Here is a 16,661-nt window from a genome sequence, read left to right as displayed (position 1 = left end):
TCTCTAAAACACAGTTTATGCGTTATTTTTTTCTCTTGCTACTGCACGATAGCCAATATCGCGGCGATAGAATCGACCTTTCCATTGTACTTTTTCTGCCAATGATAAAGCTTGTTGTTGCGCATCATAAACGCTATCGCCAAGAGCTGTTACACAAACCACACGACCACCATTGGTCACCAGTTTGCCCTCTTTATTTTCTACGCCAGCTAAGAAAACTTTTTGATTTTCCACCGCACTTTCAATACCTGTGATTTCATCGCCTTTACGATAATCGCCAGGATAACCTTCCGCTGCAAGCACAATGCCAAGTGATGCTTTTTCACACCATTGAGATTTCTTCTCATTCAATTTACCTTCACAAGCAGCAAGACAAAGCTCAACCAAGTCAGATTCTAAACGCAACATAATTGGTTGGGTTTCAGGATCACCAAAACGGCAGTTAAATTCGATTACTTTCGGTTGACCATTTGGCATAATCATCAAACCAGCATACAAGAAACCTGTATAAACATTGCCTTCCGCCGCCATGCCATTCACTGTTGGATAAATGACTTCTTTCATAATGCGATCATGAATTTCTGGTGTCACCACTGGCGCTGGGGAATACGCGCCCATACCGCCCGTATTCAAGCCAGTATCATTTTCGCCTACACGTTTGTGGTCTTGGCTAGTTGCCATCGGCTCCACATTTTTACCATCTACCATCACAATAAAACTGGCTTCTTCACCATCTAAAAACTCTTCAATGACAACTCGACTTCCTGCGTCACCGAAAGCATTGCCAGAAAGCATATCTTTCACAGCCTCTTCCGCTTCAGATAAAGTCATTGCAACAATCACACCTTTACCCGCAGCAAGACCGTCCGCTTTGACCACAATTGGCGCACCTTTTTCACGTAAATAAGCGAGTGCTGGCTCAACTTCAGTAAAGTTTTGATATTCAGCGGTTGGAATTTTATGACGAGCCAAGAAATCTTTAGTAAAGGCTTTTGAACCTTCTAATTGTGCTGCTGCTTGAGTTGGGCCGAAAATTTTCAACCCGGCTGCGCGGAACGCATCAACCACACCAATCACAAGCGGTGCCTCTGGGCCAACAATGGTTAAGCCAATATTTTTTTCTTGTGCAAATGCCACCAATTTTTCTACATCTGTCGCTGAAATTGCCACATTTTCCACTTTCGCTTCCAATGCAGTCCCCGCATTACCTGGTGCGACAAAAACTTTATCAGCTAATGGTGATTGTGCCACTTTCCAAGCTAATGCGTGTTCACGTCCGCCGTTACCGATGATGAGAATGTTCATTGTAATTTTCCTATTAATTTTTTGCTTATTTCTAATATATATCATTTTACTGATGGCAACCGACTTTTCTTTTTATGTGAATGAAGATAAAAGTGCGGTACTTTTTTAGTTACTTTTCTCTACATAAGTAAAGAAAAGTAACATCTATTTTAATGTCTAAAATGACGCATTCCAGTTAATACCATCACCATATTGTGTTCATCTGCGGCGTCAATAACTTCTTGATCACGCATTGAACCACCTGGGTGGATCACACATTGAATACCCACTTTTGCTGCAGCATCAATACCATCGCGGAATGGGAAGAAAGCATCAGACGCCATTACACAACCCGCTACATCTAAGCCTTCATCTTGCGCTTTAATACCCGCAATTTTAGCTGAATATACTCGACTCATTTGTCCTGCGCCAATACCAATGGTTTGGTTATCTTTCGCATACACAATGGCATTAGATTTCACAAATTTCGCTACTTTCCAGCAGAATAATAAGTCTTTTAATTCTTGTTCAGTCGGCTGACGTTTACTTACAACTTTTAAGTCAGCTAAGTCTACCATACCTAAATCTGCTTCTTGCACTAATAAACCACCGTTCACACGTTTAAAATCTAAACGCTGCTCTGCTTTCGCCCATTCACCACATTCTAAAACGCGTACATTTTTCTTCGCTTTAAGTAAAGCTTGCGCTTCTGCAGAAACTGTCGGTGCAATAATCACTTCGACGAATTGACGATCAATAATAGTCTGTGCAGTGGTTGCATCTAATTCTCGGTTAAAAGCAATAATACCACCGAAAGCTGAGGTTGGGTCAGTTTGATAAGCGCGGTTATAAGCTTCTAAAATATCCGAGCCTAACGCCACGCCACAAGGGTTCGCGTGTTTTACAATCACACAAGCTGGCTCATCAAAACTTTTCACACATTCAAGTGCCGCGTCAGTATCTGCGATATTGTTATAAGAAAGGGCTTTGCCTTGTAATTGTTTTGCTGTTGATACAGAAGCTTCTTTCACTTCTTGATCTACATAAAATGCCGCTTTTTGATGACCATTTTCGCCATAACGCATAGTTTGTTTGCGAATAAAATTGAGGTTTAAAGTACGTGGGAATTGACCGCACTTCGCGTCAGCATCTTCTTCCTCTGCCACAAAATAAGGTTTCACTAATTGCCCAAAATAGTTAGCAATCATGGAATCATATTGTGCGGTATGTTCAAACGCTTTAATGGCTAAATCAAAACGAGTTTCTAAAGTCAATCCATTTTGATGTTGATCCATTTCAGCCAAAATAGCGTTGAAATCATTATTATTGACTACGATCGCGACATCTTTATGGTTTTTCGCAGCAGAACGCACCATTGTTGGCCCGCCAATATCAATATTTTCTACTGCATCTTCTAATGTACAATTTGGTTTCGCAACAGTCGCAGCAAACGGATATAAATTCACCACCACCATATCAATGCCTTCAATGCCATGCTGGCTCATGACTTCATCATCAGTGCCACGACGCCCTAAAATACCACCATGTACTTTTGGATGTAAGGTTTTTACACGTCCATCCATCATTTCTGGAAAACCTGTATAATCAGATACTTCGGTAACAGGTAAACCGCTATCTGCTAATAATTTTGCAGTTCCGCCTGTAGAGAGTAATTTCACACCACGTTGTACTAAGCCTTGAGCAAATTCAACAATGCCAGTTTTATCTGACACACTTAATAATGCTTGACGAATCGGACGATGAGATTGCATTGAAAATTTCCTTTAAATTTGAAGTAAAAAATCGACAGGCATTATAACGCAATCGTTTGCTTTTATGTAGTTTTTTCATAAAAAAAGCTCGCATTTGCGAGCTTAAAGAAAAGGTAGAATAATTATTTAGCTGTTTTATTATCCAACGCCCAAGCACCTGGACCAGAGAAAACAAAGTGAAAGAATACAATGCTATATAACACTGCTAATTCACCACGATTTGCCACTGGGAACAAGACATTTCCTGTTGGCGCATGCATTTGGAAATAAGCAACTGCCATCATACCTGATAACAAGAAAGCAACTGGGCGAGTAAACTTGCCAAGAATTAACAAAATCCCACCAACGATTTCCAATACGCCACCAATACCTAATTGTGACATCAATGGAATCGCACCATTGCCACCTGTCATCGACATTGGGAATTCAAAGAATTTCGCTGTACCATGTAAGAGGAACATATAGGCAGCTAAAATACGTAAAAGCGCTAAGCTATAAGGTGCGAATTTAGTTAAGGTTTGTGAGTTCATTTTGCTTTCCTTTTAAATTAATAAAAATGGACAATCTAATGGAGAGTGCGCATTTTATAATATGAAATTTATTTAAGAAAGCGACGAATTATTGAAGAACTTTCAACTGAGAGTAAACAATCTTATTTAAGTAATTGATTTAACCAATCTGTAAAAGGTTGCGCTTGCATAAACCCTGTTACTCGCGCCCCCTCGATTTCATTCCCTTGTTTATCAAAGAAAATCATCGTTGGTAAGCCAATGACTGCTAACTTATCCATTAACTCTCGATTTTTATCGCTGTTTTTTGTCATATCAACCTGTAATAACAATATGTTCTCGAAAGCATGCTGTACTTTTGCATCAGGAAAGGTGTATTTTTCAAACTCTTTGCACGCTACACACCAATCTGCATATAAATCTAACATTGCAATGGATTTTGGATTATTGGCTAGCGCCAGTTGTAACTCATCATAACTGGTCACGCGTTGTAAGTGCACAGAAACTTCACCATTTTGCACCGCACTTTCACCACTGACCCAATGTTGAATAGGGGCTTTAAAGAAAAACATAGCACAGGCTAATCCTGTCACAATCAACCAACCTTGCCAAGAACGCCCTAATTGGAAACAGATCCAAACAATAATAGATGCAAGCCAAGTCGCTTTGATCTGAGCTTCAAAATTGGGGAATACGCGCGCTAATAAAAATACAGGAAGTAATAACAACACAAAGCCAAAGAGATTTTTGACCGTATTCATCCATTGTCCCGATTTTGGCAAAATTTTATTACCAAAAATCGTTACTAACATCAGCGGTAATCCCATGCCTAATGCCAAAAGATAAAGCGTAATTGCACCAGTAAAGAGATCGCCGCTTTGCGCAACATAAAGTAATGCACCGGACAATGGTGCTGAAGTGCAAGGAGAAGCGACTAATCCCGCGATCATTCCCATCACAAATACGCCACCAAAGGCACCACTTTTTTGTTGCTGGCTATATTGCGCTAATTTTGTTTGCAAGCGACTCGGTAGTTGTAATGTGAATACACCGAACATAGAAAGGGCGAGCAAAACAAATAAAATCGACAAACCTATTAGCACATAAGGACTTTGCAAAGCAACTTGAAATGGTAAACCGATCATGGCAACAATTAAGCCAAGCAAAGTGTAAGTCAATGCCATGCCTTGTACATAAACAAAACTGAGCGAAAATGCACGTAAAGTATTTGGGCGCTGTCCAGAGCCAATCACAATGGCAGACAACAACGGCAACATTGGTAACACACAAGGGGTGAAAGCTAAGCCAAGCCCAAGTACGAAAAACCACAATACAGAATAAGACGATTGCGACAGACGTTGTGCCAATTGATCTTGCTCACTTAATAACAAGTTATCTGAAGCAATCTTCTGCTGAAAAAGTGCGTCATTTTGCACCGCACTTTGTGCACCAATCATCGCTAAATCAACCACTTTTTGTTCTGGTGGGTAACAAAAACCTTTAGTACAACCTTGATAATTGACGATGACTTTTGAGCTTTTCGCCATTTCTAATAATGGCACATTAACTGTTAAATCATCCCGAAAAATATCAACATTGCCGAAAAATTCATCTTCATATTGTTCTGCAGGCGGAAAGATAGGATCGCCAAACTTTACATTCTCAGGTTCAACGGTGATTTCTTTTTTATACAAATAATAGCCATCCGCAATATCCCAATGTAATGCTAATGACTGTTGTTGGACGCTAGCTGAGAAGGCAAAGGCTTGATCTGGTTTGAGAAATTGTGGTTTTTTATCAAAAATGCCTGCTTGCGCCAAAAGTGCGGTGCAAAATAATAAAAATCCAACAATATATTTTTTCATATCTTCCCTTGCAAAATACTGAGCTAAAATGAAGGGTGCTAAGCACCCTTTTTTAGAAGGCTAATTCACGATCACCGTTTTCGTCTTTAATACGATTTGGCAAACCGATTTTATTTAATAAATTAATAAATGGTTTTGGATCAAGTTGTTCCACATTACACATTTCCTGTGCATCCCACTCGCCCGTAGCCACAAGCATTGCTGCAGCCACCGCAGGTACACCGGCTGTGTACGAAATCCCTTGACTACCCACTTCTTCATAGGCTTCTTTGTGATCAGCAACATTGTAAATGAAAATTTCTTTTTCTTTACCGTCTTTCTTTCCTTTAACCAAATTACCAATGCAAGTTTTGCCCGTATAATTTGGTGCTAAAGAAGCAGGATCTGGTAATACCGCTTTCACCACTTTCAATGGAATAACTTCAACACCTTCTGCTGTTTTAACTGGGAAAACAGACAATAAGCCTAAATTCTTTAACACATTGAAAACATTAATATAATGATCACCAAATCCCATCCAGAAACGAATAGTTGGCACATTTAAATGAGTGGCAAGTGAATGAACTTCTTCATGCCCTGTTAAATAGGAATTTTGCATTCCCACAATTGGTAGATCGTCCGAACGTTTGATTTCAAACATTTTATTCTCAACCCACTTACGATCTTGCCAGCTCCACACACTACCACTAAATTCGCGGAAATTTACTTCAGGATCAAAATTTGTGGCGAAATAACGTCCATGACTACCTGCGTTGATATCAATAATATCAATACTCTCTACGCTATCAAATTCTTCTTTTACAGCATAGGCAGCATAGGCATTCACCACACCTGGATCAAATCCCACGCTTAAAATTGCTGTAATCTTGTTTTGCTTACATAATTCACTGCGTTTCCATTCATAGTTCGCATAACAAGGCGGTGGCTCGCATACTTTTTCGGGGTCTTCATGCATTGCAGTATCAATATAAGCAGCACCTGTTTCAATACAAGCTTGCAATACCGACATATTAACAAAAGAAGGTCCCACATTAATCACAATTTGCGATTGAGTTTGTTGAATAAGGGCTTTGGTCGCTTCAATATCAAATACATCCACTTCAAAGCATTGAATTGTTGCTGGAATTTTAAAATTGCCTTTTTCCACTACACTGTCAGCAATGGCTTGGCATTTTTTAATATTACGCGATGCAATAGCAATATTACCCAGTAAATCATTATGTTGAGCACACTTATGAGCAACAACATTGGATACACCACCAGCACCAATAATTAATACATTTTTTTTCATTTAGTATTTTCCTCCCGGGTGCCAATTCTTCTATATTGGCATAGGCGTTAATAAAATCCCGATACATTTTGAAAACCTAAAAAGTCAATATCGGGCGGAACGGGCTTTATTCTTAACGAATACCCCCAAAATAAAGCGCGGTGTATTTTACGCTAATTTTGTAAAACAACCAAAAAATTCACCGCACTTGAATTAAGATAAGCTATCGACGTAATCTTGATAACCGAATTCTTTAACAAGGCGAATAGAACCATCCAATTCTTTAATAGCAATAGCGGGCATATTCACGCCATTAAACCAATTTTTCTTCACCATTGTGTAGCCAGCGGCATCACAAAAAGAAATGCGATCGCCAATTTGTAATGGCTTTTCAAAATAATATTCGCCAAAAATATCGCCAGCCAAACAGGATTTACCACAAACCATATAAGGATAATCGCCTTTGCCTTGGAAAGCATCAGGCAATAATTTAGCTTCAGAGCGATAAATTAATAAATCTAACATATGGGCTTCTGTCGCACTATCAACAATGGCTAACTCTTTGCCATTATTAAGAATATCCAATACCGTTACTTCTAAACTTGTGCTTAAAGTAATCGAGGCTTCACCTGGCTCCAAATACACTTGCACACCAAATTTCTGTGAAAATTGTTTTAAACGTTCAGCAAAAGCATCCAAAGGATAATGCTCACCAGTAAAATGGATTCCACCACCAAGGCTTACCCAATCAACTTGTTGCAATAATTCACCAAATTGTTGTTCAATATGATCAAGCATTTCGCAGAATTTTTCAAAATTCTCATTTTCACAGTTATTGTGAAACATAAATCCATTGATTAATGGCATTACCGTACGGATTTTTTCAATATCCCATTCACCTAAACGACTATGTGGACGAGCAGGATCGGCTAATAAAAAACTTGATGTACTTACTCTTGGATTCACACGTAATCCACGTTGTAAATCTAAAGTACGATCAAAAAAACGTTGTAACTGGCTGATTGAATTAAAAATAATTTTATCTGCGTTAGCAACCACTTCATCAATTTCTTGCTCACTATAAGCTACGCTATAAGCATGGGTTTCTCCGCCAAATTTTTGTTTTCCTAATTTGACTTCATATAATGAAGAGGATGTTGTACCGTCCATATATTGACTCATAAAATCAAATACAGACCAAGTGGCAAAACATTTCAACGCTAACAGCGCTTTTGCACCTGATTTCTCACGCAAATAAGCAATTTTTTCCATATTGCGCAATAATTTCGTTTTATCAATTAAATAATAAGGTGTTTGTAATGCATCCATTATGCCGACGCCCTTTGTAAGATTAATCAAGAAAGTGCGCTATTATAGCGAAATAGGGATGATTGGCAATTATGTCCCCCATATTTTGTTTTCATATAAGAAACAAGCCCTCTACTAGCTCATTATTTTCCAAGATTAGAGGGCTTAATTTAAAAAATCTATTATTGTTCAGTTAATGTATAAACAATATTTTTTCCATTCTCATAACTAAGAATTTGCATTTGCTCAGAATTAAACGTAATACCCTGTGGATTTTCAATACCACTAAATTCATAAACATGAGTAATTTGTTTTGTATTAGGGTTAATTCTCAATATCTGAGAAAATTGTTTACTCACAGCATATAAATCACCTTTATAGCTGGTCAATCCTGTAATGTAATACTCCCCTATATTTTTTCCTTCTTTCTGCAAAATATCAGGACCAATAGTTGGAGTAAACTCTTCTGAAAGTAAATTATCGTTTTTATCGAATCGAGAGACAATTAATGCTTGTTTTTTTACATTTGGAACAGTGATTGTATAAACACTATTTGACTCGGGAGAATAAGCCATTGAAAGCACATGGAACATACGAGAACGAATTGTGTTATAAGCCCCTCTAGCCGTTACCACATAATTTTGTAATCCTTCAATAAAACTAGGGAATCCTTCACGTTTTGAGCGAGTACTATCTTGTTTTAAGAATACAAATATTTTATTCCACCCTAAAACACCAAACTCATTTTCATTAAAGAATGTACTGCCAACAGGAACTCTACCATTCGCACCATTTAAATAATCTAATACTGAAAAATGTTTGACTTCTGATAAATCTTTATCAAACAGATACATTCCCCATTTTTCAGTGGCGACAAAATACTGATCTTTCCCATTAAAGGAAAAATCTGTCGCCGGTGCATTTAAATCTGCTTCAATCGTAATCTTATTTGAGATATTTAATTTATTAGTAGAATTTAAAGGTGCAGAGCTAACATCTGAAGTCAATGCTAACTTTGATGGTTGGCTTGGTAAATCAGGTTGTTCTACATCCCATGCATTACGTAAAGAAGTCGGTCTTTCAAGGCGTTTCCAGCTATCTGTTGTCCAATACCAGTATTCTGGATCAAAAGATAATCTTTTCGGATTCCCTACTCCTATATTTGGTGGTAACCCAGTACTCATAAATGCTTGTACCATATTCCCCCCTAAAACCACCATAAATAGAAGCATAACAGCTTTAGTTAAAGATGATAATGGCTTATAAGTTTGGCTTACGAAACCATATAAATTTTTTGAGAATAAGAAAATTAATGCTGTAAACAAAAGTACTACAGCTTGAATAACAATAGGCCATGTATAAGTATGTGCCCCTAGAATTTCATCCCACCAACCTTGATGAATATCCCAAGCAAAGCTACCTGCAGAATGTCTAAATCCAGCAAACATACCAAATACACCAATAAATATAATCCATCCAATATATTTTGGTTTTGGTCCATAGCGAACAATTAAAAATGCGAACATTGAAACACCGATCATCAACATTCTATGTGCCCAACAGAGGATACAAGGCGACTCTTTTGCAATAAATCCTAAATAAAATGAGGCACCCCCTAGTACTGCTGCTATAACTAACGCACACAAAGTCAATATAGAATTAAAAATTCGTTCATTCATACTAATTTCCTTACCTTAATAGTTTACACCAGGTAAAAGCATTGCTTTTGTAGCCATAAAGAAAACAAAAAATGCACTTAAAACAACTAAGTATGTTAAGCGATAAGCCCATTTCTCTTTTTCTGGTTTAGCAAAAATCAAGTACGCTGCAACTAAATATAAACAAAGTTGTAACAACTCCATAAGGTCATCCTCCATTAATTTAAATAAAACAAAAATATATGATCTAAAAATTAATCGCCTTATACTACCATTAAATGATAAATAAACATTTGATGAAACTCACAGAAATAGAATATATCTTATTTTAAATATATTAAAATCAATCCAACAAAAACTGTTCTCTTAATTGTTGTAGCTGATCGCGCACTGCCGCCGCTTTTTCAAATTCGAGATCCTGTGCATATTTATACATTTGTTGTTCCAGCTTTTTAATTTGTTGCTGATAGTCTTTTGGATTTTGCGGTAGCTGATAAAGTGCGGTAGGTTCGGCCACTTTTTTCGCATTTTTATTGGCTTTGGCTTTTTGATTTGCCCCTTGACCAATATCCAATAACTCGCCGACTTTTTTATTTAACGCTTGTGGAACTATGCCATTTTCTTCATTATATTTCATTTGTTTTTCACGACGGCGGTTGGTTTCACCAATGGCTTTTTCCATTGAGTTGGTGATGCGATCCGCATATAAAATGGCTTTCCCTTTTAGGTTACGTGCTGCTCGCCCAATGGTTTGGATCAATGAACGCTCAGAACGTAAAAATCCTTCTTTATCTGCATCTAAAATCGCCACAAGGGACACTTCGGGAATATCCAATCCTTCACGCAATAAGTTGATACCCACGAGCACATCAAATTCCCCTAAACGTAAATCTCGGATAATTTCCACACGCTCAACGGTATCAATATCGGAATGTAAATAACGCACACGAATACCATGTTCATCTAAATAATCCGTTAAATCTTCCGCCATTTTTTTGGTGAGCGTGGTAACTAACACACGCTCATTTTGATCCGCACGTTGTCGGGCTTCGGAGAGCAAATCGTCTACTTGAATGGCAACAGGACGGATTTCAATTTCAGGATCGAGCAACCCTGTTGGGCGTACCACTTGGTCGATAATTTCACCGCCAGATTTTTCTAACTCATAAGGACCGGGCGTAGCGGATACATAAATCGTTTGTGGAGCTAAACGCTCAAATTCTTCAAAACGTAACGGGCGATTGTCTAATGCCGACGGCAAACGGAAGCCATATTCCACTAAAGTTTCTTTGCGTGAACGGTCGCCACGATACATTCCGCCAATTTGTGGCACAGTAACATGGCTTTCATCAATAATTAATAAAGCATCAGAAGGCATATAATCAAATAAGGTCGGCGGAGGCTCGCCCTCTTTGCGTCCTGATAAATAGCGTGAATAGTTTTCAATGCCTGAGCAATACCCTAGCTCATTCATCATCTCAATATCAAATTGCGTACGCTGACTAATACGTTGTTCCTCAATTAACTTGTTACTTTCCAATAGGAATTTTTTACGCTCAACCAATTCTGCTTTAATTTTTTCAATAGCATCTAAAATGCGTTCTCTTGGGGTCACATAGTGCGTTTTCGGATAAATAGTATAACGTGGCACCGCACCGAAATTCGTATTGGTAAGAGGATCAAATAAACTTAACCGCTCAATTTCATCATCAAATAATTCGATGCGTACCGCTTTATCATCAGATTCTGCAGGGAAAATATCAATAATTTCACCTCGAACACGAAAAGTACCACGCTGGAATGCTTGGTCATTTCGAGTATATTGCAATTCGGCTAATTGTGCCAAAATTTGGCGCTGATTAATGATGGCACCTGTTTGTAAATGCAGCATCATTTTTAAATAAGAATCAGGATCGCCCAAGCCGTAAATGGCAGAAACGGAGGCTACCACAATGGTATCTCGTCGTTCTAAAAAAGATTTTGTCGCGGACAACCGCATTTGTTCAATTTGATCATTAATGGAGGCATCTTTTTCAATAAAGGTATCACTGCTCGGCACATAGGCTTCAGGCTGATAATAATCATAATAAGACACAAAATATTCCACCGCATTTTCAGGGAAAAAGGCTTTCATTTCTGCATAAAGCTGAGCGGCGAGGGTTTTATTAGGGGCCAGCAACATGGCAGGGCGATTGAGTTTGGCAATCACATTAGCAATGGTGAAGGTTTTCCCTGATCCTGTTACCCCTAATAAAGTTTGGTGAGCCAATCCATCATTTAAATTTTCTATTAGCTTTTCGATCGCCTGAGGTTGATCACCTGAAGGCTGAAAATCAGAATGTAGAATAAAAGATTTGGTATTAATTTTTTGTGCCATAAAAACTACTGATCATTTATAAAGTGCGGTGAATTTTATCACAATTTCGTTACAAAATCAGAAGAGAAAAAACTAAGTTTTACACAGACTTATATTTGTCAAGTTAAATAAAAAAATAAATTTTTAATTTTTATAAAGATTTTCCTAGATTTTATATAACTTATTGATTTCTAACAAAATGTCATTTTACAATCAATTAAAATAAGAATAGAGATGAGCTCAGTGTTCATCTAGGTTGAGCGGATTTTTCAAGAAACAATTCACAGAGTTATCCACAGATTTTGTGGATATAAAAGTGCGGTTAAAAATAGGAAAAATTTTACTCTAAGCTTGGGTGATTTTTAAACTAATTAAAACAATAGGTTAAGTTTATCAAATAAAAATAGACGCATTTTTCATCAAAAAACGTTATAAATAAATTTACATTTTGTTGTTGACAAGAGGAAAACAGATCAGTATGATACGCACCCATTATCGCAAGTGTACAGAATTATTCCTCCTTAGTTCAGTCGGTAGAACGGTGGACTGTTAATCCATATGTCGCAGGTTCGAGTCCCGCAGGAGGAGCCACTTTCTTTTGGTAAGTCTTTATTTATCTCCTTTGATAAAGGCTTATTAATCGCCAAAAGCTTTAGCCCGAGTTTCTCGGGCATTTATTTTTCTAAGCTAACTTTTCTCTCAAGCATTGTTCTAATTGTTTTCTTTCTTCAATGGTTAACGCCTTTTTGTGTTGATTTACTACAATAAAGAAGTCCTCTGCCCTCGCCCCCACTGTTGTGATTTTTGCATTAAGTAAAGTCAGTTTCAGCGCTGAGAATACTTGGCTAATTTCAGCCAATAAACCGGGTTTATCAAGCGCAAATAATTCCATTGTGGTTTGATCTTGCCGGTTGATATTCAAAAAGCGAATCTCTGTGTTAACATGAAAATGCGCTAATTTGGGATTACTGTTATGAGAATATTTTGGTAATTTATCCGACATTAACACCGCAGTTAATTGCTGTTCTAATAAACGTCTGCGATCAAATTTAAGCAAGCTACCATCTAATTCAGTGACAATAAAACTGTCCATGGCATAACCATCAAGAGTTGTGGAAATTTGAGCATCATGAATACTTAATTTTCTCGCGCCGATTCGACTCACCACCTTATAAAAAAGATTAGGTTGATCCTTGCAATAAACAAAAACCAAGGTGCCGCCATCAGAAAAACGATTACTGACTTTAACTAATAAATCACCTTCAAATTGATGTAATAATTCTGCATGCCAAACCAATTCTTTCGCGGTATTACGCACAAAATAATCTTCTTGGCAGCGTTGCCAGAGTTGCTTAACCTGCGTCAATGATAAATCCATATCGCTATTTTGAATCAGATCTAAAGCTTGTTGACGATGATATTCAATCTTTTCCTCATTGTTCAACATCTGATCCATTCCTTGCCTAAATTGTTGTAAGCTATATTCATATAGCGTAGAAAACAACGAACGCTTCCAACTATTCCACAAGGTTTGATTAGTCGCACAAATATCTGCCACCGTTAAACAAGTTAGTATATCTAAACGTACTCTATTTTGTACAACTTCAGCAAAATGTTGCACCACTTCAGGATCATGAATATCTCGGCGCTGAGCCACAATCGACATCAATAAATGTTGCTCAACTAACCAACTTATCGTTTCTACTTCCCGTTTATTAAAACCATGTTGTTGCGCAAAACGACGTACAATTTCAGCGCCTAATTCAGCATGATCGCCTCCTAATCCTTTGGCGATATCATGAAATAGAGCCGCAATATACAATAAAGTGCGGTCAAAAAAATGGCTAAATAGGCGATGGCACATTGGGTGTTCTTGCGCAGATTCCGCTTGTAAAAAATATTCCAATCTCAACATTGCCTGTAAACTGTGCTCATCTACCGTATAAATATGAAATAAATCAAATTGCATTAACCCTTCAATATTCTTCCATTCTGGAATGTACGCAGTTAATACCCCATATTTATGCATAGGTACAAAAGCACGTTGAATGGCATTGGACTGAGCAAATAAACGGATAAATTTTTCTCTCGCCAGTGACTGTTCAGACAAATAGCCTTTCAATTGAGATAGAGCAATAAGTAGTTGACGCAAGGTAGAAGAATGAATTTCCGCTTCAGGATAGCGAGTTAAATAATAAAATAAGTCCAATATTTTGTCGGGCTTTTGAGTAAAGCAATCCATATTGCGCAAAATAATGGCATTATGTTGTAAAGCAAAATCTTCATCTAACAAAACTGGGGAAATTTGCACCGCAGTTGTGAGCACATTTTCACGATAATGCTTGGTTAAAATATCACTCAGCATAGAAATATTGGCTAATGCTTGGAAAAAGTGTTTCATAAAACGTTCAACACCTTGATTTCCTTCCCTTTGATAACCCAACATTTCTGCCACTTTTAGCTGGCGCTCAAATAACAAACGATTGTCATAGCGTTTTAAAATTAAATGCAAGGCAAAACGCACGCGGAATAAAAATTGTTGGCTTTGTAGCAATAGCGCATATTCTTCCGCATAAATAAAGCCCGCTTGTAAAATTTGCTCTAAATTCATCGCATTAGAATGGCGTAAAGCAATCCAATAAATTAAATGCAGATCTCGTAATCCACCGGGGCTGTATTTTAAATCAGGCTCAAGATTATAGCTTGTGTTGTTATAGCGTTGATAACGTTGCACTTTTTCTTCTATTTTTGCATTGAAGAAAGTTTCTCTATCCCAAAAATCTTCTTGCTGTAAAAGTGCGGTCAATTTTTCAAAGATTTTCTGATTTCCACATAAAAAGCGGCTCTCTAATAAATTGGTGGCAATAGTAATATCCGCTTTTCCATCAATCTCACATTGCGTTAAGGTTCGAGTGCTCGCCCCTACATCAAAACCACAATCCCACAGAAACTGAATAAAATCGGTAATTTTTTGTTCTGTTTCAGCTGAGTTTTCTTGTTCAGATAAAATTAGAATATCAATATCAGACAAAGGGAACATTTCCTGACGTCCATATCCGCCCACTGCGATCAAGGCTAATGCAGTTTGATCTAATTGAAAATGTTGCCATAATTGCATTAATAGGTCATCGCAGAATAAAGTGCGGTTAGAAATCAATGATTTTACTTCTGTCGTCGCAAAACAAGACAATTCTTGATGTTTAAGCGCTTCTTTCTGAACTTTTACGTCATTAGGATTGAGATCAAATACAAACATAATATCAATAAGATACAAAAATGGTGGGTAACCCCCACCATCTTACTATTGGTTAATCATAAAACGCGTGATGCGTCCTTCCCGCTCTTCTTCTTCTCGGATTGTCATCACTTCACAACCATTTTCAGTGACAACAATTTGATGCTCATATTGCGCCGAATGGCTTCGATCTTTGGTTTTTACTGTCCAACCATCGCCCATTAAACGCACTTCTTTTTTACCTGCATTAATCATAGGTTCAATCGTAAACACCATGCCAGGTTTTAGAATCACGCCACCATCATCGGCATAATAATGTAAGACTTGTGGCTCGCTATGAAATTGATCACCAATCCCATGTCCACAATATTCACGAACAACGCTAAAGCCTTGTGCTTCTGTATATTTTTGTACTGCACGCCCAATTTCATTTAAACGCACACCCGCTTTAACAGCTCTTAATCCAACATAAAGTGCTTCTTGTGCGGCTTCGACTAATTTTTGGCTACGAATATTAGTTTCACCCACCACATACATTTTGGAATTATCACCATAATAGCCATCTTTAATCACTGTGACATCAATATTTAAAATATCACCGTTTTTAAGGATTTTGTCTTGGCTCGGAATACCATGACACACAACCTCATTGAGCGAAATACAAGTAGCATTAGGAAAACCATGGTAATTTAAACAAGCAGGAATTGTTTTTTGCACATTGACCATATAATCATGGCAAATACGATCTAATTCGCCAGTGCTTACACCAGCTTTGACATAGGGTTCGATCATAACCAATACATCTGAAGCTAACTGACAAGCTTCACGAATTTTTACTAATTCATCTTCATTTCTTAATGGAATTGCCATATTTTTCTCTTAACAATAAAAAAGATTGACATATATTACCATTAAACCCCTTTGATGTGAAAATATCCTTGAACGAACTTGTCGGTTATTAGATAATGGCGAAAATTTTTATTTTGTTTTTAAGGAAAGTAAATGTCTGATATCTCAGTGCCGCTCCATTTTACTGACGCTGCGGCAAATAAAGTCAAAGCATTAATTACAGATGAAGAAAACCCTGAGTTAAAACTACGCGTTTACATCACAGGTGGTGGTTGTAGCGGTTTCCAATATGGCTTTACCTTCGATGAAAAAGTAAATGATGGCGATCTTATTGTTGAAAATTCGGGTGTAAAATTGGTTATCGATCCAATGAGTTTGCAATATCTTATTGGTGGCACAGTAGATTACACTGAGGGTTTAGAAGGTTCACGTTTTATTGTCAAAAATCCAAATGCTACAACAACCTGCGGTTGTGGTTCTTCATTTAGTATTTAATTCAATAAAAAATGCTCGTAGCAATTGCGACGAGCATTTTGATTGCTAACTAAAAACCAC

12 protein-coding genes and 1 tRNA gene are annotated in these 16,661 nt (G+C 37.5%); 2 read left to right on the top strand and 11 right to left on the bottom strand.

Annotated elements, in window-relative coordinates; all coding sequences use genetic code 11:
• Positions 1-15 precede the first annotated feature (15 nt).
• From purD to uvrB, 9 genes are all read right to left on the bottom strand, one after another.
• Positions 16-1,305, bottom strand: coding sequence for a phosphoribosylamine--glycine ligase (purD, locus tag ACT2CV_RS05915; protein ID WP_464972209.1), 1,290 nt, complete (start codon positions 1,303-1,305; stop codon positions 16-18).
• Between the two features lie 149 nt (positions 1,306-1,454).
• Entirely contained in the window at positions 1,455-3,056 is a 1,602-nt protein-coding gene (purH, locus tag ACT2CV_RS05910) for a bifunctional phosphoribosylaminoimidazolecarboxamide formyltransferase/IMP cyclohydrolase (protein ID WP_464972208.1), read from the bottom strand.
• Between the two features lie 122 nt (positions 3,057-3,178).
• The gene (locus ACT2CV_RS05905) at positions 3,179-3,586 is read right to left on the bottom strand and encodes a DoxX family protein (protein WP_464972207.1); all 408 of its coding nucleotides are present in this window, start codon (positions 3,584-3,586) and stop codon (positions 3,179-3,181) included.
• A 122-nt stretch (positions 3,587-3,708) separates the two neighbouring features.
• A complete protein-coding gene (locus tag ACT2CV_RS05900; protein ID WP_464972206.1) occupies positions 3,709-5,430 on the bottom strand; it encodes a protein-disulfide reductase DsbD in 1,722 nt (573 codons plus the stop codon).
• Between the two features lie 52 nt (positions 5,431-5,482).
• Positions 5,483-6,721 (bottom strand): saccharopine dehydrogenase family protein, encoded by a 1,239-nt coding sequence (locus ACT2CV_RS05895; RefSeq protein WP_464972205.1) that lies wholly within the window; start codon positions 6,719-6,721, stop codon positions 5,483-5,485.
• Positions 6,722-6,913: 192 nt separating this feature from the next.
• Entirely contained in the window at positions 6,914-8,029 is a 1,116-nt protein-coding gene (nspC, locus tag ACT2CV_RS05890; protein ID WP_464972204.1) for a carboxynorspermidine decarboxylase, read from the bottom strand.
• Positions 8,030-8,190: 161 nt separating this feature from the next.
• Positions 8,191-9,687 (bottom strand): disulfide bond formation protein B, encoded by a 1,497-nt coding sequence (locus ACT2CV_RS05885; RefSeq protein ID WP_464972203.1) that lies wholly within the window; start codon positions 9,685-9,687, stop codon positions 8,191-8,193.
• Positions 9,688-9,702: 15 nt separating this feature from the next.
• Positions 9,703-9,870 carry a hypothetical protein gene (locus tag ACT2CV_RS05880; RefSeq protein WP_464972202.1) on the bottom strand — a complete coding sequence of 56 codons (168 nt, stop codon included), beginning with the start codon at positions 9,868-9,870 and terminating at the stop codon, positions 9,703-9,705.
• Positions 9,871-10,009: 139 nt separating this feature from the next.
• Positions 10,010-12,043: an excinuclease ABC subunit UvrB gene (uvrB, locus tag ACT2CV_RS05875; RefSeq protein WP_464972201.1), complete on the bottom strand. Its 2,034-nt coding sequence runs from the start codon at positions 12,041-12,043 to the stop codon at positions 10,010-10,012.
• A gap of 494 nt (positions 12,044-12,537) precedes the next feature.
• Between uvrB and ACT2CV_RS05870 the strand changes: the two genes are divergently transcribed.
• Positions 12,538-12,613 (top strand) — tRNA-Asn (locus ACT2CV_RS05870).
• A gap of 91 nt (positions 12,614-12,704) precedes the next feature.
• On the opposite strand, the gene glnD is transcribed toward ACT2CV_RS05870, so the two are convergent.
• Both glnD and map read right to left on the bottom strand, forming a co-directional pair.
• Positions 12,705-15,278: a bifunctional uridylyltransferase/uridylyl-removing protein GlnD gene (gene glnD / locus ACT2CV_RS05865; RefSeq protein ID WP_464972200.1), complete on the bottom strand. Its 2,574-nt coding sequence runs from the start codon at positions 15,276-15,278 to the stop codon at positions 12,705-12,707.
• 45 nt (positions 15,279-15,323) lie between these two features.
• Positions 15,324-16,127, bottom strand: a complete 804-nt coding sequence (gene map, locus ACT2CV_RS05860; protein WP_464972199.1) for a type I methionyl aminopeptidase — start codon at positions 16,125-16,127, stop codon at positions 15,324-15,326.
• Positions 16,128-16,259: 132 nt separating this feature from the next.
• Here map and erpA point away from each other — a divergent pair, with 132 nt between their 5' ends.
• Positions 16,260-16,601 (top strand): iron-sulfur cluster insertion protein ErpA, encoded by a 342-nt coding sequence (gene erpA, locus ACT2CV_RS05855; RefSeq protein ID WP_464972198.1) that lies wholly within the window; start codon positions 16,260-16,262, stop codon positions 16,599-16,601.
• Positions 16,602-16,661 lie beyond the last annotated feature (60 nt).

The organism is Reella acinonychis, from assembly GCF_052384575.1.
GTDB lineage: Bacteria > Pseudomonadota > Gammaproteobacteria > Enterobacterales > Pasteurellaceae > JBQSUQ01.
The sequence above is the reverse complement of the archived record's forward strand: the minus strand, read 5'-3'. Positions and strand labels throughout refer to the sequence as shown.